Source organism: Streptosporangium sp. DT93, from assembly GCF_049844535.1.
In the GTDB taxonomy this organism is placed as follows: Bacteria; Actinomycetota; Actinomycetes; order Streptosporangiales; family Streptosporangiaceae; genus Streptosporangium.
Genome location: NZ_JBNCLF010000008.1, coordinates 100467 through 124783, shown reverse-complemented (window position 1 = coordinate 124783; position 24317 = coordinate 100467). Strand labels below are relative to the sequence as shown.

24 protein-coding genes are annotated in these 24317 nt (G+C 71.6%); 8 read left to right on the top strand and 16 right to left on the bottom strand.

Annotated features, from left to right (window positions below; genetic code table 11):
- Positions 1-51 precede the first annotated feature (51 nt).
- Both ACLQ2R_RS19160 and ACLQ2R_RS19155 read left to right on the top strand, forming a co-directional pair.
- Positions 52-735, top strand: a complete 684-nt coding sequence (locus tag ACLQ2R_RS19160) for an LppX_LprAFG lipoprotein (RefSeq protein WP_425961276.1) — start codon at positions 52-54, stop codon at positions 733-735.
- 2 nt (positions 736-737) lie between these two features.
- Complete coding sequence (locus ACLQ2R_RS19155; protein ID WP_425961274.1) at positions 738-2477, top strand: MFS transporter; 1740 nt, start codon at positions 738-740, stop codon at positions 2475-2477.
- Here ACLQ2R_RS19155 and ACLQ2R_RS19150 read toward each other — a convergent pair.
- From ACLQ2R_RS19150 to ACLQ2R_RS19135, 4 genes are read right to left on the bottom strand one after another with little or no spacing between them, the layout of a single operon-like run.
- A complete protein-coding gene (locus ACLQ2R_RS19150; RefSeq protein ID WP_425961272.1) occupies positions 2465-3751 on the bottom strand; it encodes an SLC13 family permease in 1287 nt (428 codons plus the stop codon). The genes ACLQ2R_RS19155 and ACLQ2R_RS19150 overlap by 13 nt on opposite strands.
- Complete coding sequence (locus ACLQ2R_RS19145; protein ID WP_386243257.1) at positions 3748-4209, bottom strand: CBS domain-containing protein; 462 nt, start codon at positions 4207-4209, stop codon at positions 3748-3750. Before ACLQ2R_RS19145 ends, ACLQ2R_RS19150 begins: the two co-directional genes overlap by 4 nt.
- 44 nt (positions 4210-4253) lie before the next feature.
- A complete protein-coding gene (locus tag ACLQ2R_RS19140) occupies positions 4254-4577 on the bottom strand; it encodes a hypothetical protein (protein ID WP_425961270.1) in 324 nt (107 codons plus the stop codon).
- Between the two features lie 22 nt (positions 4578-4599).
- On the bottom strand, positions 4600-4986 hold the full coding sequence (locus tag ACLQ2R_RS19135; protein WP_425961268.1) for a hypothetical protein: 387 nt from the start codon (positions 4984-4986) through the stop codon (positions 4600-4602).
- Between the two features lie 131 nt (positions 4987-5117).
- Between ACLQ2R_RS19135 and ACLQ2R_RS19130 the strand changes: the two genes are divergently transcribed.
- On the top strand, positions 5118-6116 hold the full coding sequence (locus ACLQ2R_RS19130) for a HAMP domain-containing sensor histidine kinase (RefSeq protein WP_425961267.1): 999 nt from the start codon (positions 5118-5120) through the stop codon (positions 6114-6116).
- Positions 6113-6790: a response regulator gene (locus ACLQ2R_RS19125; protein WP_425961265.1), complete on the top strand. Its 678-nt coding sequence runs from the start codon at positions 6113-6115 to the stop codon at positions 6788-6790. The genes ACLQ2R_RS19130 and ACLQ2R_RS19125 overlap by 4 nt, the downstream gene beginning before the upstream one ends.
- Positions 6791-6997: 207 nt before the next feature.
- Here ACLQ2R_RS19125 and der read toward each other — a convergent pair whose 3' ends face one another.
- From der to ACLQ2R_RS19070, 11 genes are all read right to left on the bottom strand, one after another.
- Positions 6998-8449 (bottom strand): ribosome biogenesis GTPase Der, encoded by a 1452-nt coding sequence (gene der, locus ACLQ2R_RS19120; RefSeq protein ID WP_425961263.1) that lies wholly within the window; start codon positions 8447-8449, stop codon positions 6998-7000.
- Entirely contained in the window at positions 8446-9102 is a 657-nt protein-coding gene (gene cmk, locus ACLQ2R_RS19115; protein WP_425961261.1) for a (d)CMP kinase, read from the bottom strand. Before cmk ends, der begins: the two co-directional genes overlap by 4 nt.
- 110 nt (positions 9103-9212) lie before the next feature.
- Positions 9213-10286 carry a prephenate dehydrogenase gene (locus ACLQ2R_RS19110; RefSeq protein ID WP_425961259.1) on the bottom strand — a complete coding sequence of 358 codons (1074 nt, stop codon included), beginning with the start codon at positions 10284-10286 and terminating at the stop codon, positions 9213-9215.
- 82 nt (positions 10287-10368) lie between these two features.
- On the bottom strand, positions 10369-10728 hold the full coding sequence (gene aroH, locus ACLQ2R_RS19105; RefSeq protein WP_386243286.1) for a chorismate mutase: 360 nt from the start codon (positions 10726-10728) through the stop codon (positions 10369-10371).
- A 78-nt stretch (positions 10729-10806) separates the two neighbouring features.
- Entirely contained in the window at positions 10807-13026 is a 2220-nt protein-coding gene (locus ACLQ2R_RS19100) for a pseudouridine synthase (RefSeq protein ID WP_425961258.1), read from the bottom strand.
- Positions 13023-13637, bottom strand: a complete 615-nt coding sequence (gene scpB, locus ACLQ2R_RS19095; protein ID WP_425961257.1) for an SMC-Scp complex subunit ScpB — start codon at positions 13635-13637, stop codon at positions 13023-13025. The genes ACLQ2R_RS19100 and scpB overlap by 4 nt, the downstream gene beginning before the upstream one ends.
- Positions 13630-14457 (bottom strand): segregation and condensation protein A, encoded by an 828-nt coding sequence (locus ACLQ2R_RS19090; protein WP_425961255.1) that lies wholly within the window; start codon positions 14455-14457, stop codon positions 13630-13632. Before ACLQ2R_RS19090 ends, scpB begins: the two co-directional genes overlap by 8 nt.
- Before the next feature lie 51 nt (positions 14458-14508).
- Entirely contained in the window at positions 14509-15456 is a 948-nt protein-coding gene (locus ACLQ2R_RS19085; RefSeq protein WP_425961253.1) for a ParA family protein, read from the bottom strand.
- 100 nt (positions 15457-15556) lie between these two features.
- Positions 15557-16483, bottom strand: a complete 927-nt coding sequence (locus ACLQ2R_RS19080; protein WP_425961600.1) for a tyrosine recombinase — start codon at positions 16481-16483, stop codon at positions 15557-15559.
- A gap of 12 nt (positions 16484-16495) precedes the next feature.
- On the bottom strand, positions 16496-17107 hold the full coding sequence (locus ACLQ2R_RS19075) for an NUDIX domain-containing protein (protein ID WP_425961599.1): 612 nt from the start codon (positions 17105-17107) through the stop codon (positions 16496-16498).
- Positions 17108-17169: 62 nt separating this feature from the next.
- Positions 17170-18840 carry a CTP synthase gene (locus ACLQ2R_RS19070; protein ID WP_425961251.1) on the bottom strand — a complete coding sequence of 557 codons (1671 nt, stop codon included), beginning with the start codon at positions 18838-18840 and terminating at the stop codon, positions 17170-17172.
- 156 nt (positions 18841-18996) lie between these two features.
- On the opposite strand from ACLQ2R_RS19070, the gene ACLQ2R_RS19065 reads away from it, so the two are divergent.
- The 4 genes from ACLQ2R_RS19065 (at position 18997) to ACLQ2R_RS19050 (ending at position 21902) form a co-directional block, all read left to right on the top strand.
- On the top strand, positions 18997-19779 hold the full coding sequence (locus tag ACLQ2R_RS19065) for an acyltransferase (protein WP_425961249.1): 783 nt from the start codon (positions 18997-18999) through the stop codon (positions 19777-19779).
- Between the two features lie 79 nt (positions 19780-19858).
- Positions 19859-20449, top strand: coding sequence for a DUF4126 domain-containing protein (locus ACLQ2R_RS19060; RefSeq protein ID WP_425961247.1), 591 nt, complete (start codon positions 19859-19861; stop codon positions 20447-20449).
- 142 nt (positions 20450-20591) lie between these two features.
- On the top strand, positions 20592-21206 hold the full coding sequence (locus ACLQ2R_RS19055) for a hypothetical protein (RefSeq protein WP_425961245.1): 615 nt from the start codon (positions 20592-20594) through the stop codon (positions 21204-21206).
- Positions 21207-21320: 114 nt separating this feature from the next.
- Complete coding sequence (locus ACLQ2R_RS19050; protein WP_425961244.1) at positions 21321-21902, top strand: Uma2 family endonuclease; 582 nt, start codon at positions 21321-21323, stop codon at positions 21900-21902.
- A 190-nt stretch (positions 21903-22092) separates the two neighbouring features.
- Here ACLQ2R_RS19050 and uvrB read toward each other — a convergent pair whose 3' ends face one another.
- On the bottom strand, positions 22093-24204 hold the full coding sequence (uvrB, locus tag ACLQ2R_RS19045; RefSeq protein WP_425961242.1) for an excinuclease ABC subunit UvrB: 2112 nt from the start codon (positions 24202-24204) through the stop codon (positions 22093-22095).
- Between the last annotated feature and the right edge of the window lie 113 nt (positions 24205-24317).

The window sequence follows — 24317 nt, the reverse complement described above, 5'->3', positions numbered from 1 at the left end:
CGATACCTCCCGTTCTTCGACGGCAGGCCGGACGGTGGCTACGATCCGGCCATGTCTGCTCGCCGGATCCTCATCGCCGCGGTGCTCGCCGCGCTCGCCCTGGTCACCGCATGCAGCGGGGGAGGCGGAGCCGGCGCTACGGCGGCGCCCCTCCCCGGCGGCACCGAACTGCTCACGAAGTCCGCGGAGGCGGCACGCGCCGCGAAGTCCCTCACCTTCTCCATGGAGACCGAGGGCACACCGCCGGTGCAGGTCAAGAAGGCCTCCGGCCGTCTCACCGCGACCGGTGACGCCGACGGCACCATCCAGGTCGACGTGCTGGGCAGCCTGCAGGAGATCACCTTCGTGCTGATCGGGGAGACCGTCCACTTCAAGGGCGTGACCGGTGGCTTCCAGAAGATGTCGCGGAGCCAGCTCGCGTCGATCTACGACCCGTCCGCCATCCTCGACCCCGAGCGGGGTGTCGTGCGGTTGCTGACCACGGCCGTGAACCCGAGGACCCAGGCGGTCGAGACCCTGGACGGCGCCGAGACCTACCGGGTCACCGCCACCCTCTCCCAGCCGGTGCTCGCCACGATGGTGCCCGGGATCGCGCAGAACGTCGACGCCACGCTCTGGACGGACAGGGCCACCGGCCGCCTGCTCAAGGCGGACCTGCCGCTGACCGGCGGCAAGGTGATCGTGACCTTCGGCGACTACGACGCGCCGGTCCAGATCACCGCCCCGGCGGAGTGACGGTGTCGCGCTCCGGCCCCGGGGACGGCCCGGCGGACGGCTCCCCCGCCCCCGGCCCGATCGGCGGCGACCTCCCCGGCGACGGTCTCCCCGGAGGCTCACCGAAAAGCTCGTCGAGAAGCCCGCTGAGAAGCCCGCCGGACGGCCCCGCGGCCAGGCGGCGGGTCGCCCTCGGCGTCGGCGGCACCGCCGTGCTGCTGGCCGCCCTGGACGCCTACGTCGTGGTCACCGTCCTCGTCGACATCGCCAGGGACGTCGACGTCCCGCTCAACCACCTGGAGCGGGCCACCCCGATCGTCACCGGCTTCCTGCTCGGCTACATCGCGGCGATGCCCCTGCTCGGCAGCCTCTCCGACCGGTACGGCAGGCGTCCCCTCATCCAGCTCTGCCTGGCGGGATTCGCCGTGGGCTCGGTCGTCACGGCGCTGGGCGAGAGCGTGCCCTGGCTGGTCGCCGGGCGCGCCCTGCAGGGCATCGCGGGCGGTGCGCTGCTGCCGATCACCATGGCCCTGATCGGGGACCTGTGGGACGAGGACGAGCGTCCGGTGGCGCTCGGCGTGGTGGGGTCGGCCCAGGAGCTCGGCAGCGTGCTGGGCCCGCTGTACGGGGCGGCGCTGGCCGCCCTGGTCCCGGCCACCCTCCAGCTCGGCGGCGTGCAGCTCGGCGGCTGGCGGTCGATCTTCTGGCTGAACCTGCCGCTGGTGGCCCTGGCCGCGATCGCCGTACAGCGATCGGTGCCGCCACCCGCCCGCGACCGCGCCCGTCGTGAAGCCCCCGGCGACCACGCCGGTCGTGAAGGCCGTGGCGCGCGCGTCGACGTCGTCGGCGGCCTGCTGCTCGCGCTCGCGCTGGGACTGCTGGTGGCCGGCCTGTACAACCCCGACCCCGGCGGGGCGGTCCTGCCGCCCTGGGGCCTGCCCTGCGTCGTGGCCGGGGTGGTGGCCGGTGTCGCGTTCGTCGGCTGGGAGTCACGCGCCCGGACCCGGCTGATCGACCTGACCGGGGCGCTGCGCGGCCCGTTCTTCGCCACGCTCGGGGTCTCCTTCGTGACCGGCGCGGCGCTGCTGGTCACCCTGGTCGACGTGCAGCTGTCGGCGCAGACGCTGCTGAACCTGCCCGCCCTCGACGGCGCCCTGGTGCTCTCGCGCTTCCTGATCGCGCTCTCCGTCGCCGCCGTGACCGGCGGGTTCCTGTCACGCCGCTACGGCGAGCGCGCGGTGTGCGTGGCCGGGCTGGTCGTGGCCACCGTCGCGTACGTGCGGATCGGCCAGTGGCCGCTGGACCTGGCGTCGGCCGGGTACCGGATGGACGCCGACCTCGTCCTGGCCGGTCTGGGCCTCGGCGTGGTGATCGCCCCGCTCTCCTCGGCGGTGCTGCGCGCCGTCCCCGCCGCCCAGCACGGGGTGGCCTCGGCGGCGGTGGTCGTGGCCCGGATGATGGGCATGCTGCTCGGCGTCGCGGCCCTGTCGGCGTGGGGTTTCCACCGCTTCCAGTCCCTCACCGCCGACCTCGACACCCCCCTGCCGTTCGGGGTGGACCCGGTCGTGTACGCCACCCGGCTGGCCGACTACCAGGGCGCGATCAGGAAGGCGCTGCACACCGAGTACAGCGAGATCTTCCTGCTCACCGCCGTCCTGTGCGGGGTGGGCGCGCTGGTCGCGCTGCTGCTGCCGCGCGCCTCCTCCACCGCGGCCGCGAACCGCCCCCCGGCCCCGGCCTCCGGGGACGGTCAGGAGAAGTAGCGCAGCCACACGTACCCCCACGCCATGAACGTGCTCAGCGCCGTCACCACGATCCCGTACCTGGTGAACTGCCAGAAGCTGATCGGGTGCCCGGTCCGCGCCGCGATCCCGATCGCGACCACGTTCGCACTGGCCGCCACCGCGGTGCCGTTGCCGCCGAAGTCGGCGCCCAGCGCGAACGACCACCACAGCGCCTGCCCGGTCGCCGCGTCGGGGGCCTGCGCCACGATCCCCTCGACGACCGGCGCCATCGTCGCGACGTACGGGATGTTGTCGAAGAACGCCCCGAGCACGCTGGAGCCGAACAGCAGCGCCGTCGCCGCGAGGAAGTAGTCGTCGCCCAGCGCCTCGACGGCCCACGTGCCCGCCGTGGCGATCACGCCCGTCTCGACCAGCCCGGCGACCATCACGAACAGTCCCGCGAAGAACACCAGCGTCGGCCACTCGACCTCGGGCAGCACCTCCGACACCGGCAGCCGCGACAGCAGGAGCATCACCCCCGCCCCCACGAGGGCCACGATGGACGGTTCGATGTGCAGCACCGCGTGCAGCCCGAACCCGGCCACCACGCCCGCGAGCACCACCAGGCACCGCACGAGCAGGCGGGGATCGGTGATCGCCCTGCGCTCCTGCAGGGCCATCACCGAGGCGACGTGCTCGGGGTTGTACCGGAACGACTTCCTGAACAGCACCCTGGTCAGCAGGACGAACACCACGAAGACGACGACCACGATCGGCGCCATGTGCACCAGGAAGTCGTTGAACGTGAGCCCCGCCCTGCTGCCGATGATGATGTTGGGCGGGTCCCCGATGAGGGTCGCCGCGCCGCCGATGTTGGAGGCCAGCACCTCCGCGATCAGGTACGGCTGGGCCGGGATGCGCAACCGGTCGCACACCACCACCGTGACCGGCGCCACCAGCATGATCGTGGTGACGTTGTCGAGGAAGGGCGAGGCGATGGCGGTGATCACCATCAGCATGACCATGAGCCGGTAGGGATCGCCCTTCGACCGCTTGGCCGCCCAGATCGCCAGGTAGTCGAAGACACCCGTCTGCTTGATGATCCCCACGATGATCATCATTCCGAGCAGCAGGAAGATGACGTTCCAGTCGATGCCCTCGTGCTCGGAGAAGAACACCTCCGAGCCCGGTATCAGCCCGAGGACCGCCATCGCGCCCGCGGCGACAAGGACCACCTTGACCTTGTCCACCTTCTCGGTGGCGATGAAGTAGAACGCGACCAGGAAGATCGTCAGAGCGAGCAGGGCGCTCAATGCTCACCGAGGCCGAACACGGCCAGGCTGGTCAGGAGCCGCTCCAGGGTGATCGCCCCGATCAGGGAGGCGTCGCGGTCCACCACGGCCACGATCGGGCTGCGCGCCCTGGCCATCAGGGCCGCCACCTCCAGCAGGTTCGCCCCCCCGGGGACGACCACCGGCCTGGCGGAGTCGCGGGGCAGGCAGTCGCCGATCGTCCGGTTGCCGAGGTCCTGCCAGAACTGGTCGGCGTAGGCCTCGTCGATGGTCCTGGCCAGCGCGGGGTCCTCCTGGTAGGACCCGGGTACGGCCAGCCGCAGCACCTGGGTGCCGGGCAGCACCAGCCGGGGCCGCGAGAGATCGTCCACGATGATGAGCCCCGGAAGGCGGCCGATCACCATGATCCGTACGGCCTTCGCGACGGAGTCACGCGTGGTGACCGTCGGGAGGCTGACCGCGATGTCCCGCGCTTGCATGGCACCTTCCCATCGGGTGAGGTGGCGTACCGCGGACGGTGTGCTCACGACGCCTCCCTTGCGATCTCTGCGTAGTGCGCGGTCCGCCTGGCGTGTGCGGTCCTCGTGATGACGGCCATCCGCCGTTCGAGGGTGGCGAGCCTGTCGTCCACCGACCGGCTCTGCAGGACCCGGGCGAGCTGGTCGGCCTCGTCCCGCTCCAGGGGGATGCTCTGCGACGGCTCGTCACCCTGGCCGTACACCAGGAGCCGCCTGAGGCCCTCGCGCTCGACCAGGACGGCCAGGCCCTGGCCTTCCCGGGTGGCGAAGTGGACCAGGGTCCCCGTGCCTGGCACGGTCGTACGCGTGACGTCCATATCGATGATCACTTCCTTCCACTCGGGGCCCAGGTCATGACGCGAGCCGCTCCGCCCAGCGGATCAGGTCCTTCCGGCGCCGCCCCTTGACGGGGGTGAGCGTCACGAGCGTCACCTCCACCCCCCAGCGGAGGGTCCCGTCGCCGGAGCATCGGCGAAGATCGACCCCCCTGGACAGGCGGGACAGGTCGCGTCGTCCCACCTGGGCGCGGATCTCCGCCTCGACGGCGGCCAGGACCGCGGCCCCCGGCGCACCCGGGTAGGAGGCGTGTGCCTCCGGGTCGGTGACGGCGGTCCTCGCCGCCGCGTTCACAGTGATCGTGACGCCGTCACGGGTGACGGCGTCCAGCCACAGAACTCCGACATCGCTCGTGCCCATCGCCCTCTCCGCCTTCCGGTGTTCGGGGTCCTCCCATTCCATCGGCCGCACCTCCTGGCGACCATCGGGTCCAGCACCCATCTACGCGCGGGTGGAACCCGCAGGGACGGGCAGGAGAAGATGGGTGGCACCCCGCATGGACACACCGGCGGGGCCGACGGGAAGCTGGTGGGATGACAGAGCGCACCCAGCGGGGAGCAGGAGCGCGCAGTCCGGGGCGGATCCTGTTCCGGCGGTTGTTCGCGATCAACGGGCTGGTCTTCGCGGTCGGCACCCTGGTGCTCGCCCTCTCCCCCGCGACCGTCTCCTCGCCGGTGCTCCTGGCCGAGATACCGGTGCTGACGATCGGCCTGGCGCTGATGCTGGCGGCCAACGCCGTGCTCCTGCGCACCGGCCTGGCCCCGCTCGACGCGCTCACGACGCTGATGCAGCGGGTGGACCTGCTGCACCCCCACGACCGGCTGCCCAGCGGCGGCAACCGCGACCTGGACCACCTGATCGACACCTTCAACGCGATGCTGGACCGCCTGGAGGCCGAGCGCAGCGCCAGCAGCGCCCACGCCCTGGCCGCCCAGGAGGGCGAGCGGCGCCGCATCGCCCGCGAGCTGCACGACGAGATCGGCCAGAGCCTCACCGTGGTCCTGCTGAACCTCAAGCACGTCGCCGACCGGGCACCCGCGGATCTGCGCGAGGAGCTCCACGGGGTGCAGGAGAGCGTCCGCGCGAGCCTGGACGAGGTGGGGCAGGTCGCCCGCCGCCTGCGCCCGGGCGTCCTGGAGGATCTCGGCCTGCACAGCGCCCTCAACGCCCTGAGCGCCGACTTCTCCCAGGGCAGCGCGGTTCCCGTGACGCGCAGGATCGACACCGACCTGCCGTCGCTGAGCCAGGACGTCGAGCTGGTCCTCTACCGCATCGCCCAGGAGGGCCTGACCAACGCGGCCAGGCACGCCGGGGCCTCCCGCGTCGAGCTGTCGCTGACCGCCCGGCCCCGCGGCCTGGAACTGCGCATCACCGACGACGGCCGGGGCGGCGCGACCGAGGAGGGGGCGGGGATGCGCGGGATGCGGGAGCGCGCCCTGCTCATCGGCGCCCGCCTGAGCGTGGTCTCACCGCCGGGCGGCGGCACCGACGTCCGCCTGGTAGTACCGGCCGGCACCGGGAAGGCCCCGTGAGCCCCGTGAGCCCCGCGCACCCGGCGCCCCCCACCAGGATCCTGCTGGCCGACGACCACGCGCTGGTGCGCCGCGGGGTGCGGCTGATCCTGGACTCCGAGCCGGACCTGACCGTGGTGGCCGAGGCCTCCAACGGTGCCGAGGCGGTGGAGGCGGCCGTGCCCGGAGAGGTCGACCTGGCGATCCTCGACATCGCGATGCCCCGCATGACCGGCCTGCAGGCGGCCAGGGAGATCTCCCGGCGGGCCCCGGGGATCCGGCTGCTGATCCTGTCGATGTACGACAACGAGCAGTACTTCTTCGAGGCGCTCAAGGCCGGGGCGTCGGGCTACGTGCTGAAGTCGGTGGCCGACCGCGACCTGCTGGAGGCGTGCAGGGCGGCCATGCGCGGCGAGCCGTTCCTGTACCCGGGGGCCGTGACCGCCCTGATCCGGCACTATCTCCAGCGCGACAGGCTGGGACAGGACATCCCGGACAGCATCCTGACCCCGCGCGAGGAGGAGGTCGTCAAGCTGATCGCCGAGGGCAACCCGGCCAAGCGGATCGCCGAGATCCTGTTCATCAGCGTGAAGACCGTCGACCGGCACCGCGCCAACATCCTGCAGAAGCTCGGCATGCGCGACCGTCTCGACCTCACCCGGTACGCCATCCGGGCGGGCCTCATCGAGCCCTGACAGACCCGGAACGGGAAGCGACGGCCGCAGGCTCCGAAAGATCCAGGGAGGGAAGCCACGGCCCGAGGGACCCGCCATGCTCGAAAGCCGGGAGGAACCCTGGCCGAAGGCCCTGACAGGCCCGGAGCGGAAAGCCGTGGCCGGAGACCTGAAAGGAAGAACGGACGACCCGGCACGGGGCCGGGTCGTCCGCGAGAAGGGCCTCTACTACTTCTTCTTCTGCCCCTGGCGCTTCTCCCGGATCTTCATGGTGACCTCGATGGGCGAGCCGGCGAAGCCGAACTCCTCGCGGATCCGGCGCTCGATGAAGCGGCGGTAGGTCTCCTCCAGGAAGCCCGAGGTGAACAGCACGAACTTCGGCGGCTCCGTCGACGCCTGGGTGGCGAAGAGGATCTTGGGCTGCTTGCCGCTGCGGACCGGCGGCGGGGTGGCCGCGACCAGGTCGGTCAGGAAGGCGTTCAGGCGGGCCGTGGGCACCCGGGTCGACCAGGAGTCGAGCGCCTTCTCGATCGCCGGGACGATCCGGTCGACGTGCCAGCCGTTCCTGGCGGAGATGTTGATCCGCAGCGCCCACGGCACGCGGACGAGCTGACGGTCGATCTCCTTCTCCAGGTAGTAGCGGCGGTCCTCGTCCAGCAGGTCCCACTTGTTGAACGCCACGACCATGCACCGGCCGGACTCGATCACCAGCGAGATGATCCGCAGGTCCTGCTCGGTCAGCACCTCGCTGGCGTCGATGAGCACCACCGCGATCTCCGAGCGCTCCAGGGCTCCCCGGGTACGCATGCTCGCGTAGAAGTCGGCGCCCTTGAGCTCGCGGTCGCGCCGCCGGATGCCGGCGGTGTCGATGAACCGCCAGGTCTTGCCGCCGAGCTCGATCAGCTCGTCGACCGGGTCGCGGGTGGTGCCCGCCATCGGGTCGACCAGCACGCGTTCGGAGCCGGCCAGCTTGTTCAGCAGCGAGGACTTGCCCACGTTCGGCTTGCCGACCAGGGCGACCCGGCGCGGGCCGCGTTCGGGGCCGAAGCGCTGCTCGGGCGTCTCGGGCAGCTTCTCCAGGATCACGTCCAGCAGGTCGCCGCTGGAGCGGCCGTGCAGCGCCGAGACGGGCTGCGGCTCCCCCAGGCCCAGGGACCAGAGGCCGGCGGCCTCCAGCTCCATCTGCTGGTTGTCGACCTTGTTGGCGGCGAGGATGACCGGCTTGCCGGACCCGCGCAGCACGTGGCCGACGATCTCGTCCGCGTCGGTCACGCCCACGACGGCGTCCACCACGAACAGGATCACGTCGGCCAGCTCGGCGGCCACCTGCGCCTGCTCGGCGATCTTCAGCGCCATGCCGGTCGCGTCCGGGTCCCAGCCTCCGGTGTCGACCACCGTGAAGCGGCGTCCCCGCCAGGTGGCGTCGTAGGTGACGCGGTCGCGGGTCACCCCGGGCACGTCCTCCACGACCGCCTCGCGGCGGCCGATGATCCGGTTGACCAGGGTGGACTTGCCCACGTTGGGGCGGCCCACCACGGCCACGACCGGTTGCGGGGCGTTGTCGAACTCCTCGTCCCCGCCGTCCCCGTCGTACCGGTCGTTCCCCGAGCTTCCTTCGGTCCCCGGATCGGCGAGCTCCGCGTCGATCCAGCCGTTGTCGTCGTCGTATTCCCCGGTCACGCCTTTTCCTTAATCACACGCAGTATTTCGGCGACGACCTCTTCGAGGTTCAGCGCCGTGGTGTCGAGTTCGACGGCGTCGGCCGCCTTGGCCAGCGGGTCCGTCGCGCGGGTCGAGTCGAGGGTGTCGCGGCGGGCCATCGCGGTCCGCTGCGCCTCCACCGTGGTCCCGGCCAGCTCCGCCGTACGGCGCAGCGCCCTGGCGTCCGCGCTCGCGGTCAGGTAGATCTTGACGGCGGCGCCGGGCGCCACGACCGTGCCGATGTCACGGCCCTCGACGACGATGCCGCCCGCGCCGATGATCTCACGCTGTTCGGCCACCAGGCGGCGCCGTACCTCGGGCACCGCGCTGACCGCCGAGACGGCCGCGGTGACCTCCGCGGTACGGATCGGCGCGGCGGCGTCGACGCCGTCGACCGCCACCCCGGGGGCGTCCGGGTCGGTGCCCAGCGTGAGGACCGGGTCGAGCGCCAGGGAGGCGATCGCGCCCGGGTCGGCGAGGTCCACGCCCCGCTGGAGCATCCACCAGGTGATCCCCCGGTACATCGCCCCGGTATCGAGATAACGCAGCCCAAGGGCCCGCGCCACCCCTCGTGACGCGCTCGACTTGCCCGATCCCGAAGGACCGTCCATGGCGACGACCAGTCCGGTCACGACGCCTCTCCCTTGCAGCCCGCTTCAGTTGTCCGTACGAGGCTACCGGGAGCGGGCGGGGAAGCGCGCATCGAGCGGCCGCCCCCACCCCGTCGTGAGGCGGGGCTCCCTCAGGGAAGGTGCCAGCCGTGGGCGCGCAGGGCCTCGCTCAGCACGGGCACCGCCTCGGGCTGCACCCAGAGCTCAGCGGCGCCCAGCGGCAGGCCCGGGGCGTGCTCCAGGCGCACGTCCTCGATGTTGACGCCCGCCGCCTCGGCCACCTTGAAGAGCCTGGCCAGCTCGCCGGGACGGTCACCGATGATCACCTGAACGACGGAGTAGGCCCGCTGGGGACCGCCGTGCTTGCCGGGGATCCGGCCGGTGCCCGCGACGCCGCGGCGCAGCAGCTCGGTGACGGCCGCCATGGCGGCGGGATCGGCGGCGGCCCGCAGGGAGGCCGCGGCGGCGGCCAGGTCGGCGGCCACCGCCTCCAGCACCTCGGCCACCGGCAGCGCGTTGCCCGACAGGATGCCGGTCCACAGCGCCGGGTCGCCCGCCGCGATGCGGGTCACGTCCCGCACCCCCGGTCCCGCCAGGCCGAGCGCGGAGGACGGGGCGCCCGCGAGGCGGGCGGCCACCGCGGCGGCGGTCACGTGGGGGGCGTGCGAGACGACCGCGACGGCCCGGTCGTGCTCCTCGGCGCCGATCCTGACGGCCTCGCCGCCGCAGAGCTTGACGAGCCCGTACACGGCCTCCAGCGCGTCGGGCGAGGTCTCCTCGGCCGGGCAGAGCGCCCAGGGGCGCCCGAGGAACAGGTCGGCCCGCGCCGCGGCGGGCCCGGAGCGTTCGCGGCCGGCGAGCGGGTGCCCGGCCACGTAGGTCGTCAGGTCGCAGCCGAGACCGGCGGCCTGGGCGAGCGGGAGCACCTTGATGCTGGCCACGTCGGTGTAGAACCGGGCCGCCCCCGCCCTCTGGAGGGCGGCGAGGTGGCCGGCGACGGCCTGCGGCGGAATCGCGATGATCGCGACGTCCACCCGAGTTCTTTCGTCCCACTCCACGCCCGCGCCCAGCTCCCGCGCCAGCCGCAGGGAGGCGGCGTCGCGGTCGGCCAGGTGGACGGCGACGCCCTGCTCGCGCAGGGCCAGGGCGATCGACGTGCCGATCAGCCCGGTGCCGACGACCAGGACGCTCTCCAGGCCGCTCACGCGCGCTCCTCGGCGGTGGTGACGCACGAGGGGGTCACCGGGAGGATCGCCGAGTGCGCCGCCGGGGGGGTCGTCGGGCGGGTCACTGGGCGATGTCCACGCGCAGGGCGACGGCGCCGCGCAGGTAGACGTGCTGGATCTCGTGACGGGGCCGGTCGACGTCGACGTGGGCCATCAGCCGCACCACGCGGGGCAGCGCGCCCGGGACGTCGATCTCGGAGGCGCAGATCAGCGGGACGTCGTGGAAGCCGAGCTTGCGGGCGGCGAGGGCGGGGAACTCGGCGGTGAGGTCGGTCGTGGCCGTGAAGATGACGCTGATCACGTCGTCGGTGGTGATCCTGTTCCGGCTCATCACCTCGGTGACCAGTTCGGTGACGCCGGACAGGATCTCGTCCCGGTCGTTGGCCTCGACCTGGATGGCCCCTCGGATCGCCCGCATCATCGCCGTTCCTCCATATCGACCCACGCCGGACCACCCCGAGGGGTGGTCCGGCGTGTTCTGACTCGCGTATCAGGCAGGTTACAGCCCGACCGCCGCGTAGAGCTCCCCGACCTCGGTGAGGGTCAGCGCGCGCACCGTGCCCGGCTTGAGGCGGCCGAGCTTGACCGGGCCGAACTCGATCCTGGCCAGGTCGATGACCGGGTGGCCGACCTCCTCCAGCATCCGGCGGACGATGTGCTTGCGGCCCTCGTGCAGGACGATCTCGACCAGGGCCTGCTGGCCGTGCTCCTGGACCAGGCCGAAGGAGTCGGCCTTGGCCAGGCCGTCCTCCAGCTCGACGCCCTTCTTCAGGCGGCGGCCGAGGTCGCGCTCGATCCGGCCGGGCACCTTCGCCCAGTACTTCTTCTGCACGCCGTAGCTCGGGTGGGTCAGGCGGTTGGCCAGCTCACCGTCGTTGGTGAGCAGGATCAGTCCCTCGGTCTCGGTGTCGAGACGGCCCACGTGGAACAACCGCTCGGTGCGGTCGGCCACGAAGTCGGCCAGCGAGGGCCGCCCGTCCGGGTCGGACATGGTGCTGACCACGCCGATCGGCTTGTTGATCGCGAGATAGACCAGGTCGGGCATGGTCGGCAGGCGCTTGCCGTCGACGTGGATGACCTGCCTGGCCGGGTCGACGCGGGCGCCGAAGCGGCGTACCACCTGGCCGTCGACGGTCACCCGGCCCTCACCGATCATGTCCTCGCAGGCCCGGCGGCTGGCCACGCCCGCCTGGGCGAGGACCTTCTGCAGCCGGACACCGTCGGGAACCTCGGTGGTGTCGCGCTCGTCGACGTAGTCGCGGTCGAAGAAGTCGGAGTCACGCCTGGGCTGGCGGGCGGTCTTGAAGCGGTCGTTCGCGATCGCTCCGGGCCGCAGCGGCGCCTTGGCCTCGGGAGCCCGCCCGGTGGTACGGCCGGTGGCGCGACCCGTGGAGGACCGGCCCGCGGGGTTCCTGTCGGAGGTGCGGCGGTCGCCGTAGGCGTCGGCACGGTCGCCGCCGATCGTCTGGACGCCGTCGCGGCGGTCGTTCCTGCCGAAACGGCCGCGGGAGCCGCCGGTCGGCGCGCCACCCCGGCGGTCGGGGCCGGGCCTTCCCCGGGAGCCGTCCCGGTCGGCGCGGAAGCCGCTCCGGTCGTCGCCGCGGGGGCCCTCGGAACGGAAGCCGCCCCGCGAGGCGTCACGGGAGGCCCCGAAGGAGGAACCGCCCCGGTCGCCCCTGTCGTCGCGGCCGGGGCCGTCGGCGCGGTAGCCGCCCCGGTCGTCCCCGCGCGGGCCGTCCGAGCGGAACCCGCCGCCCTGCCGGCCGCCCGATGAGCCGCCGAACCGGCTCCGCGTGTCACCGTCACGCGACCCGCCGAAGGAGGAACCACCCCGGTCGTCGCGTCCGGGACCGTCGGAACGGAACCCGCCACGGTCGTCACGACGCGGACCGTCCGAGCGGAAACCGCCCGAGGGCCTGCCGGACGAGGAACCACCGCGGTCGTCACGACGCGGGCCGTCGGAACGGAAACCGCCCGACGAACCACCGAAGGACCTGCCGGACGAGGAGCCACCGCGGTCGTCGCGGCGCGGCCCGTCGGAGCGGAAGCCGCCCTGCGAACCGCCCGAGGAGCCACGGTCGTCGCGACGCGGCCCGTCCGAACGGTAACCGCCGCCCTGACCACCGGAGGAGCCGCCGAACCGGCTCCGCGACCCGTCACGGTCGGCACGGAAGCCACCGCGGTCGTCCCTGCGCGGAGCGTCGGAGCGGAAACCGCCCGACGAACCACCGCGCGAACCACCGAAGGACGAACCGCCTCGGGGACCGCCCGAGGACGATCCGCCCCGGTCGTCCCTGCGCGGAGCGTCGGAACGGAAACCGTCCCGATCGTCGCGGCGCGGCCCGTCGGAGCGGAAACCGCCCTGCGAACCGCCCGAGGAGCCACGGTCGTCACGACGCGGGCCGTCCGAACGGTAACCGCCGCCCTGACCACCGGAGGAGCCGCCGAACCGGCTCCGCGACCCGTCACGCTCCGCGCGGAAGCCACCGCGGTCGTCCCTGCGCGGAGCGTCGGAGCGGAAACCGCCCGACGAACCACCGCGCGAACCACCCGAGGACGATCCCCCTCGGGAACCGCCCGAGGACGATCCGCCCCGGGATGATCCGCCCCGGAATCCACCGGACTGCGATGATCCTCCGCGGGAACCTCCGCCGCGCGGGGCTCCGCCACGGCCTTGACCGCGTCCATCACCGGACGGGGTACTGCGCCTGTTGTTCACTGCTTCTGCTCCTCTAGGGATTCCATGTCGTCGGGCAGGAAGGGTGCCAGCTCGGGAAGCTCGTCGAGCTCCCGCAGGCCCATCCGCTCGAGAAAATACGAACTCGTCCGGTAGAGCACGGCTTGGCTCTCCGGTTCGGTGCCGGCCTCCTCGACCAGCCCCCTGGTCACCAGCGTGCGCATGACGCCTTCGCTGTTGACACCGCGGATGGCCGCCACCCGGGCCCGGCTCACCGGCTGCCGGTAGGCGACCACGGCCAGGGTCTCCAGCGCGGCCTGGGTCAGGCGCGTCTGCTGGCCGTCGCGGACGAACCGCTCGACGAGAGGCGCGCACTCGGCCCGCGTGTAGAACCGCCAGCCGCCCGCGACCTCTCTGAGGTCGAAACCCCGTCCGGTCCCGGTGTATTCCGCCGAGAGCTCCCGGATCGTCTTGGTGATCTCCGCGACGGGCCGGTCCAGCACCTGGGCCAGGGTGATCTCGGAGACGGGCTCGTCCACCACCAGCAGGATCGCCTCCAGCCCCGCGCGCAGGCCCGGTCCCGCGTCCTGTCCCGGCCCGGGAAACGGGTCCCCGCCGATGCCCGAACCCGGCTCGGGCGCCACGTCAGTCATCGGCAGGCTCTCTCTTCGCGGTGGTCTCGTCGTAGTCGTCGTCCACGGCGACGTCGCCGTCGTCGCTGCCGGTCCAGGTCACGTGCAGATCCCCGAGGGGCTCCACCTGATCGAAGGAGACGGCCGACTCCCGGTAGAGCTCCAGGACGGCCAGGAAACGCGCCACGACCTCGAAAGTGCCGGTGCAGTCGGAGGTGAGGGCCCGGAAGGTCGCCCGCCGCACCCGTCGCAGCCGCTCGACCAGGATAGCCGCCTGCTCGCGGACATTGGCGAGCGGCTGGTAGATGTGGGCCGTCGAGACCGACGGCGGGAGCTTGGGGGCGAAGGCCCGCCGGGCGATCTCCGCGAGCCGGTCGGGGCCGATGCCCAGCACCAGCGCGGGCAGCAGGCTCGCGAACCGCGCCTCCATCGGCACCGTGCGGGGGAAGCGCAGCGCCTCCTCGGCCATCCGGGTGGAGAAGACCTTCACGACCTCCTTGTACGCCCGGTACTGCAGCAGGCGGGCGAAGAGCAGGTCCCGGGCCTCCAGCAGGGCCAGGTCCTCCTCGTCGTCGACCTCCCCGGACGGCAGCAGCCGGGCGGCCTTGAGGTCGAGCAGGGTGGCCGCGACGAGCAGGAAGTGACTCGTCTGGTCCAGGTCCCACTCCGGGCCCCTGGCGCGGATGTAGGAGATGAACTCGTCGGTGACCTGGCTGAGCGAGACCTCGGTGATGTCCAGCTTGTGCTTGGAGATCAGGCCGAGCAGGAGGTCGAACGGGCCCTCGAAGACCTCCAGATGCACCCTGAAGGTGTCATCCTCGGCTCGCGGCTGCTCGGTCATCCCCCCAGTGTCCCGTACCCGATGATCGTCCCGTGCCCGCGGGCGGGACGATCACTGCTCCATCGCGGCCCACCTGGAGAGGACCTCCCTGGCGAGCTCGCGGTAGGCGCTGGCGCCGAGCGAGGAGGAGTCGAAGCTGGTGATGGGCTCACCGGCCACGGTCGCGTCCGGGAAGCGCACGGTCCGGTTGATCACCGTGTGGTAGACCTTGTCGTCGAACGCCTCCACGACGCGGGCCAGCACCTCGCGGCCGTGCAGGGTGCGCGCGTCGTACATGGTGGCGAGCAGGCCCTCGATGACCAGCTCGTCGTTGATGCGCTCCTGGACCTTGATGATCGTGTCCATCAGCAGCGCCACGCCGCGCAACGCGAAGAACTCGCACTCCAGCGGCACCATGACGCCGTGCGCGCAGGCCAGCGCGTTGATCGTGAGCAGGCCGAGGGACGGCTGGCAGTCGATCAGGCAGACGTCGTACTCGGGGAGCAGGGGCTTGATCACCCGGCCGAGCACCTGCTCGCGGGCGACCTCGGTGACGAGCTGGACCTCGGCCGCCGACAGGTCGATGTTGCTGGGCAGCAGGTCCATACGCTCGACGCCGGTCTCCAGCAGCACGTCCCTGGCGGTGATCTGCCGCTCCATCAGGAGGTTGTAGACCGTCAGGTCGAGCTGGAGGGGGTTGATGCCCAGGCCGACCGACAGGGCGCCCTGCGGGTCGAAGTCGACGAGCAGCACCCTCAGCCCGGCCTCCGCCAGCGCGGCCCCCAGGTTGATGGTGGTGGTCGTCTTGCCGACCCCGCCCTTCTGGTTGACCATGGCGACGACCCGCGCCGGCCCGTGCACCGTGCGCGGGGGCGGGTCGGGAAAGACCGGCCGGGGGCGCCCGGTCGGGCCGAGGACTCCCCCGCTGCGAGGGGTCCCGGCGGTCTTGGTGTCGCCCCAGGGATTCTCGGGGTTTGCCGAAGTGGCACCCCGGATAGAACCGTCGGTGGTCACAGTCACCAGTCGAACCTCCCTGACGGCCTCTAACCGGAACCGTCCGGACGGACACTATGGCGTCAACACGTATGCGGCAAGGCGGCACGCCCGGACATAAGCAAGGTCAATCCCGCGTGCGCGGATGAGCAGCGGCACAGACCTCTCGGAACGCGTCGACCGTCACCTGTGTGTACACCTGGGTGGTGGTCACCGAGGCGTGGCCGAGTAGTTCCTGAACCACCCTAACGTCCGTGCCCCCGTCGAGGAGGTGCGTTGCGAACGAATGTCGCAACATATGTGGCGACACCCCGTCGAGCCCGCCGCGTTCGGCCGCGCCCCGCAGGACCTCCCAGGCGCCCTGGCGGGTCAGCCTGCCGCCGCGGGCGTTGAGGAACAGCCCCGAGCCGCCGCCCCCCTGGGCGGCGATGCGGGGGCGGGCCCCGGTGAGGTAGGCGCGCAGGGCCTCCCCGGCGAAGCCGCCCAGCGGCACCAGGCGGGCGCGCCCGCCCTTGCCGCGCAGCCGCACCCGCTGGGCGCCGGCGACCAGGTCGACGTCGTCCACGGTGAGCCCGACGGCCTCGGAGATGCGCGCGCCGGTGCCGTACAGCAGCTCCAGCAGGGCCCGGTTGCGCAGCGTCAGGGGGGCGCCGTCGGGACCGCAGGAGGCGATCAGCCGCTCCACGTCGCGGACGCTGATCGCCCTGGGCAGCCGCCGCAGCTGGCGGGGCGGGCGTACCTGGCGGGCGGGGTCGTGCCGGCAGACGCCCTGGACCAGCGCGAAGCGGTGCAGGCCCCGTACGGCGGAGACGGCCCGTGCCGCCGAGGCGGCGACGAGGGCCCGGTGCCTCTCGTCGCCCTCCCTGAGCGCCGCCACGAAGGCGGTGACGTCACCCTCGGCGACCTCGCCGAGGGTGACGCGCCCGCGGTTCCTCAGGTGTTCCAGGTAGCGCAGGAGGTCACGGCGGTAGGAGGCCAGGGTGTTGGCGGCCAGGCCCCGATCCACCGCCAGATGGTCGAGGTAGCTGGACAGGACGGCCTCCGTCTCGCTCAGGGTGTCCTCCTGTCATGCCTCCGGTGCGTCGGCGGGCCGCAGAGAGGCGAATCCGTCCACCGAAGCGGCGTATGCGGCGAGAATACCGGCCACGGCTTGGGAATTGTGGATCATTCCCGCCATGGCACGCCGAACCGCGTCGGACAGGGGAATCCAGGCCAGCGGCATGTCGGCCTCCTCGTGCCGCCGGACGAAGTCCGACTCCCCCTCGGGCAGGAGCGTGACGTCCCTGGCCAGGAAGATCCGGGTGCGCTCGTTCGCCATGCCCGGCGAGGTGAAGGCGTCGACGAGGACGTGCCAGGTCCCGGCCCGGTAGCCGGTCTCCTCGGCGAGCTCGCGGGCGGCCCCCACGTGCAGGGGCTCGCCGTCCACGTCGCGCAGCCCGGCGGGCAGTTCCCACAGCAGCCGCCGCACGGGGTGGCGGTACTGGCGCAGCAGCAGGACCCGGCCCCGGTCGTCGAGGGCGACGACCGCCACCGAGCCGGGGTGGACCACGTAGTCGCGGTCGACGATCTCACCGTCCGGCATCACCACCGCGTCGGTGACAGCGGTGATCACCCGGGCGCGGAGGTGCTCGACCGAGGAGTCGACCTTCCACTCCTCGTGCGCGTCCCGGACCTCCAGGTCCGCGGGACCCCCGATGATCTCGATGCTCCCGGTGGAACCCGTGCTCCCGGCGGGACCGCTCACTTGCCCCTCCCGGCCTTGGCGGCGGTGCCGCGGACGTCGGCGTACGTCAGGGCGGCGGCGATCAGGCCCTTGAACAGCGGGTGCGCGCGGGTGGGCCGGGAGCGGAACTCCGGGTGCGCCTGGGTGCCGATGAAGAAGGGGTGGACGTCGCCGGGCAGCTCGGCGTACTCCACCAGGCGGCCGTCGGGCGAGAGGCCGGAGAAGACCAGGCCGACCTTCTCCAGCTGCTCGCGGTAGGAGTTGTTGACCTCGTAGCGGTGGCGGTGGCGCTCGTCGACCCTGGCCATGCCGTACAGCCTGCGGGCCAGCGAGTCCTCGGCCAGCCTGGCCGGGTACAGGCCCAGCCGCATGGTGCCGCCCATGTCGCGCTCGCCCGAGACGACGTCCTCCTGGTCGGCCATGGTGGAGATCACCGGGTGGGCGGTCTCCGCGTCGAACTCGGTGCTGCCGGCGTCCTCGATGCCCGCGAGGTGGCGGGCCGCGTCGATGACCATGCACTGCATGCCCAGGCAGATGCCGAGCAGCGGGATCTTGTTCTCCCTGGTGTGCCGGATCGCGCCGACCTTGCCCTCGATGCCGCGCACGCCGAAGCCGCCGGGGATCAGCACGCCGTCGACGCCGTCGAGCTCGCGGGCGGCGCCCTCGGGGGTCTCGCAGTCGTCGCTCTTGACCCAGCGGATGTTGACGCGGGCGTCGTTGGCGAAACCGCCCGCGCGCAGCGCCTCGGTGACCGACAGGTAGGCGTCGGGCAGGTCGATGTACTTGCCGACGAGCGCGATCGTGACCTCGTTGGCCGGGCGGTGCACCCGGCGCAGGAGCTGCTCCCACTCCTTCCAGTCGACGTCCCTGAAGGGCAGGCCCAGGCGGCGCACCACGTAGGCGTCCAGCCCCTCCGAGTGCAGCACCTTGGGGATGTCGTAGATGCTGGCGGCGTCGATGGCGGAGACGACCGCGTCCTCGTCCACGTCGCACATCAGGCTGATCTTGCGCTTGATCGCGTTCGTGACCGGACGGTCGGAGCGCAGGACGACCGCGTCGGGCTGGATGCCGATGCTGCGCAGCGCGGCGACCGAGTGCTGGGTCGGCTTGGTCTTCAGCTCGCCGCTCGGCCCGATGTAGGGCAGCAGCGAGACGTGCAGGAAGAACACGTTGTCGCGGCCGACCTCGTGCCGGACCTGGCGGACGGCCTCCAGGAAGGGCAGCGACTCGATGTCGCCCACGGTGCCGCCGACCTCGGTGATCACCACGTCCACGTCGGGCCCGGCCATGGACCGGATGCGGTCCTTGATCTCGTTGGTGATGTGCGGGATGACCTGCACGGTGTCACCGAGATACTCGCCGCGGCGCTCCTTGGCGATGACGTTGGAGTAGACCTGGCCGGTGGTCACGTTGGCCGAGCCGTGCAGCTCGGTGTCGAGGAACCGCTCGTAGTGACCGACGTCCAGGTCGGTCTCGGCACCGTCGTCGGTGACGAACACCTCGCCGTGCTGGAACGGGTTCATGGTGCCGGGGTCGACGTTGAGGTAGGGGTCGAGCTTCTGCATGGTGACCCGCAGGCCGCGCAGCTTGAGAAGGCGCCCGAGGCTGGAGGCCGTCAGTCCCTTTCCCAGGCTGGAGGCGACGCCGCCGGTGACGAACAGATGTTTGGTATGTGCGGCGTTGCGCAAGAAGGCTCCCGTGGTCGTTACAGATCAGTCGGCGCACCCTTATGAATGGCCTACAGGTCCACGGGCTCTCAGAATAACAAACGGCGCAGGCGGACGGCCCGGACGACCCCGACCCACGTGCCCGGCGAATGCGACCGAGCGGTAACTTGGTCCCTCATGTCACTTCGTGGTGTGGTGCGGCGTGCCGCGGGCAGCCTCGTTCACCGGCTCTGGGCCGCCGTCCGCGAGGCCGGCACCGTCACCCCGGCCAGTCCCGGCGGGTACCGTTTCCGGCGGCTGGGCGAGGGCGCCTGCCTGTCGTTCCCGGTGGGCGCGATCTTCGGCGAGGCCTGGATCGAGATCGGCGAGCACACCCTGGTCGGCGAGCGGGTCTCCATCTCCGCGGGCATGGGCCCTGGCGTGGACCTGGGCCCGGACGCGATCGTGCGGATCGGCCGCAGCTGCTCCATCGGCCGGGGCAGCCACATCGTGGGCCACCAGTCGATCGACATCGGCGACGACGTCTTCACCGGCCCGTACGTCTACATCACCGACCAGAACCACGTCTACGACGACCCGGAGGCCCCGATCGGGCGGCAGTGGCCGCGCAACACCCCGGTCTCCATCGGGTCGGGCTCGTGGCTGGGCACCGGCGCGATCATCCTGCCGGGCACCAGGATCGGCAGGCAGTGCGTGGTGGCGGGCGGGGCGGTGGTGCGCGGGGAGTTCCCCGACCACAGCGTGATCGCGGGCGTCCCGGCCAGGGTGGTGCGCCACTACGTGCCCGGCCGGGGCTGGCTGCCGCCCCACCCCGACGGCGCGGACACCGTGAACGGCGCCGACGGGACGGACATCGTGAACGCGGCGACCGCCCTGGACGGCCTGGGCGACATGGAGGACCTGAGCGATGCGGCACGGGCCCCGGTGACGGTACGGGCACGCCCGCCGATACCAGAGTGATATCCGCCGGGGCCGCCTGATCGGGATCGTTCGGCGGGCGGTGGCCGTTGAACCCGGCAGAGAACACTACGGAGGTGCGATGCTCGCGGCACTGACAGGCCTCGGACTCTCCACCGCGGCCGGGCTCAACGCCTACATCCCGCTGCTGGTGGTCGGCCTGCTCGCCAATTTCACCGATCAGATCCGGCTGCCGCAGGAGTTCGCCTGGCTCACCAACGGCTGGGTGCTCGGGATCATCGCGGTGCTGCTCCTGGCGGAGTTCGTGCTCGACAAGGTCCCGGTGGTCGACAGCGTCAACGACATGATCCAGACCGTCGTCCGCCCGGCCTCGGGCGGCGTGGTCTTCAGCGCCACCGAGGCCGCGACCCGGCTGGACGGCTCGACCTGGATGAGCCACAACCCCTGGCTCAGCTGGGTGCTGGGCGTCGGGATCGCACTGGTCGTGCACACGATGAAGGCGGCCACCAGGCCGGTGGTGAACGCCACCACGGCCGGGGTGGGCGCGCCCGTGGTCAGCACGGTCGAGGACGCCGGATCGCTGGGCATCAGCCTGGTCGCGATCTTCCTTCCCGTACTGGTCGTCGTGGTGGTGGCGATGCTCGCGGTGCTGGCCTGGCTGGCGACCCGGCGGATACGACGGCGGCGCGCCGCCCAGCCGAGCCTGCGATGACCCCGCTCCGCCCGGGCTCTCCGACGAGCCGCCCGGGCCGTTCCTCCCGGCCGTCACCGGCCGGTCCCGCCGCATCCGTTGCCCCCGCGGGGGCGCGGGTGCGGGCTATGCTCGAAAGACCCCGTCCAACCCCTGCCGGGAGGTGGCTCCGATCGGCGATTTCCTCATCGTCCTGCTGGTGATCCTGCTGTTCTTCCTTCTCCTGGGAGGAGTCGGGATCTACCTGCTGGTCAAGGTCGGCAGGAAGGCCACCAAGAAGGCCAGGAAGGTCGGCACGCGGGTCGCCTCGCACATGGCGGCGATGGGCACCGGCGACGCCGCCGAGACCGAGCGGATGCGGCTCGACCTGAAGCGTGAGGTCTCCCTGACCCGCCAGGCCGTGGATCACGCCCTCCGGGGCGGCTGGGGTCTGGGCGACCTGCCCCACCTGGTGGCCGAGATCTCGGTGCACGCCGAGCAGCTGGACGCCCAGCTCGCCCACTACGCCCAGGAACGCCGGGTGTCGCCCTACGTCGACCACACGGCCCTGAGCAGGCTGCGCGAGCACCACTCCAAACTGACCACGTCCTGCGCCCGGATCAGGGCCGACCTGCGCAACGACCAGATGGAGCACTCGGCAGGGGGCATCGAGCAGATCCAGGGGCGCACCGACCTGGAGATCGAGGCCCGTCGCCGCGCTCCCGACCCCCTGGACGAGATCGACGAGCTCTACAACCGCACGATGATCAACCGCTCCCGCCACGACGACTCCCACTGACCCTCCCCGCGGTCCGGCGGCGCGACTCCCTCGGAAAACGTGTGCGCCGGACGCGGAGAGTGCCATCCTGACTCCGCCAGGTGATGTCCCGGTGGCAGCCGAGGGGGCTCTTCGATGACGGACGTTCTCCCCGGGTGGTTCTACCCGGGGCCGGTCGGCGGGTGGACCGCCGGCATGCTCGATGATCTTCCCTCGGGTGCGCTACGGCACGTCGAACTGATCGACGGGTCGCTCGTCATGAGGCCTCCCCAGAACGCCTTCCACATGTTCACGGTCGGACTTGTCGACAGAGGGCTCACGCCTCCCGGCCATCTCGCCGTCGCCAGGGAGATGACCGTGACCCTGGGAGTCCGGCAGCGGCCCGAGCCCGACGTCATGGTGGTCGCGAGGTCCGCGCTGACGAACCTGAGGACGACCTCGTTCAGACCCGAGGACGTGCACCTGGTGGTCGAGGTGGTGTCTCCCGAGTCATTGGAGCGAGACCGCACCACCAAGCCCGTCAAGTACTCCGGCGCCGGGATCAGGCACCTGTGGCGTGTGGAGCAGGAGAACGAAAAGCCCGTCGTCTACACCTTCGAGCTGGAGCCCGCCGTCAGGGCGTACGTCCCGACGGGCATCCATCGCGGGCGGCTGACGACGGACATCGGCTTCCCGGTCGACATCGACCTCGACCTCGGCACGTTCATCGGCCCGTGATCACGGGGTCCTCGTGGGTATCGGGAGGTCGACGAGATCGTCGCAGGTGCCTCCGGCGCCGATCCGGTCGATGAGGCCCTTCATCCGCCCGTGAGTTCCGCTCTCCCGATCTCAGCCTCCGCCCCGATCGCGCACCCTTCGTGAGGGCGCGCGATCGCGTGGGCGGCGCCGGGACGATCGGGACGACCGGTCAGGTGACCCCGGCCTCGCGCATGTCGCGGACCTCTCGCTTGAGCTCCTTGATCTCGTCGCGGAGCCGGGCGGCGACCTCGAACTGGAGGTCGGTGGCGGCCTGGTGCATCTGCTCGGTGAGCGACTCCATCAGCGCCTCCAGCTGGGCCCTGGGCATCTCCCCGGCGATCGCCTTGGCGTGCTGGCCCGCCTGCTTGAGCGCGAAGCCGGGCACGGGGGCCTTGCCGCGCGACTGCTGGCGGCCGCTGCCGCCGAGGAGCTGCTCGGTGTCGGCGTCCTCGCGGTTGAGCGAGTCGAGGATGTCGGCGATCTTCTTGCGGAGCGGCTGCGGGTCGATGCCGTGGGCCTCGTTGTAGGCGGTCTGCTTGGCCCGGCGGCGGTTGGTCTCGTCGATCGCCCGCTCCATGGAGGGGGTGATCCGGTCGGCGTACATGTGCACCTGGCCGGAGACGTTGCGGGCCGCGCGGCCGATGGTCTGGATCAGGGAGGTCTCCGAACGCAGGAAACCCTCCTTGTCGGCGTCGAGGATGGCCACCAGCGACACCTCGGGCAGGTCCAGGCCCTCCCGGAGCAGGTTGATGCCGACCAGCACGTCGAACTCGCCCATCCGCAGCTCGCGCAGCAGCTCGATGCGGCGCAGGGTGTCGACCTCGCTGTGCAGGTACCGGACCCGGATGCCGAGCTCCAGCAGGTAGTCGGTGAGGTCCTCGGACATCTTCTTGGTCAGCGTGGTGACCAGGACCCGCTCGTCCTTCTCGGTGCGCAGGCGGATCTCGTGGATCAGGTCGTCGATCTGCGACGTGGTCGGCTTGACGATCACCTCGGGGTCGATCAGGCCGGTCGGCCGGATGACCTGCTCGACCACGTCGCCCTTGGAGCGGCCCAGCTCGTAGGTGCCCGGGGTGGCCGACAGGTAGATCGTCTGGTCGACCCTCTCCAGGAACTCCTCCCACTTCAGGGGGCGGTTGTCCATCGCCGACGGCAGGCGGAAGCCGTGCTCGACCAGGGTGCGCTTGCGGGAGGCGTCGCCCTCGTACATCGCGCCGATCTGCGGGACGGTCTGGTGGGACTCGTCCAGGACGAGGAGGAAGTCCTCGGGGAAGTAGTCGAGCAGGGTGTTGGGCGCGCTGCCGGGGGCGCGGCCGTCCATGTGGCGCGAGTAGTTCTCGATGCCGGAGCAGCTGCCGATCTGGCGCATCATCTCCAGGTCGTAGGTGGTGCGCATGCGCAGCCGCTGGGCCTCCAGGAGCTTGCCCTGGCGCTCCATCGTCTCCAGGCTCTCGGCCAGCTCGGCCTCGATGCCCCGGACGGCCTTCTCCATCCGCTCGGTGCCCGCGACGTAGTGCGAGGCCGGGAAGATGTAGAGCTCGGTGTCCTCGGTGATCACCTCGCCGGTCAGCGGGTGCATGGTCGAGAGCTTCTCGATCTCGTCGCCGAACATCTCGATCCGCACGGCGAGCTCTTCGTACTTGGGGATGATCTCGACGGTGTCGCCGCGCACGCGGAAGGTGCCCCGGGTGAAGGCCATGTCGTTGCGGACGTACTGCATGTCGACGAGGCGGCGGAGCAGGACGTCGCGCTCGATCTCCTGGCCGACCTTGAGCCTGACCATGCGGTCGACGTACTCCTGGGGGGTGCCCAGGCCGTAGATGCACGACACCGAGGCCACCACGATGGTGTCGCGGCGGGTCAGCAGCGAGTTGGTCGCCGAGTGGCGGAGCCGCTCGACCTCCTCGTTGATCGAGGAGTCCTTCTCGATGTAGGTGTCGCTCTGCGGGACGTACGCCTCGGGCTGGTAGTAGTCGTAGTAGGAGACGAAGTACTCGACGGCGTTGTTGGGCATCATCTCGCGCAGCTCGTTGGCGAACTGGGCGGCGAGCGTCTTGTTGGGCTGGATGACCAGCGTCGGCCGCTGGACGCGTTCGATCAGCCAGGCGACCGTGGCGGTCTTGCCCGTGCCCGTGGCGCCCAGCAGGACGTTGTCCCTGTCACCCGCCCTGACGCGCCGTTCGAGCTCGGCGATCGCGGTGGGCTGGTCACCCGAGGGGACCATGTCGGTGACGACCTCGAAGGGGGCCACCTTGCGCTGCAAATCTGTTACCGGCCTCACCTGTCTCACTGTAGGCGGCGCGACCGACAGTTCTCCCCCGGACGGCCCCCGCCCTCCCGGAGCCGGTCCTTCCCGTACGGGAGGGCGGGGGCCGTCCGGGGACGACCTCCCGG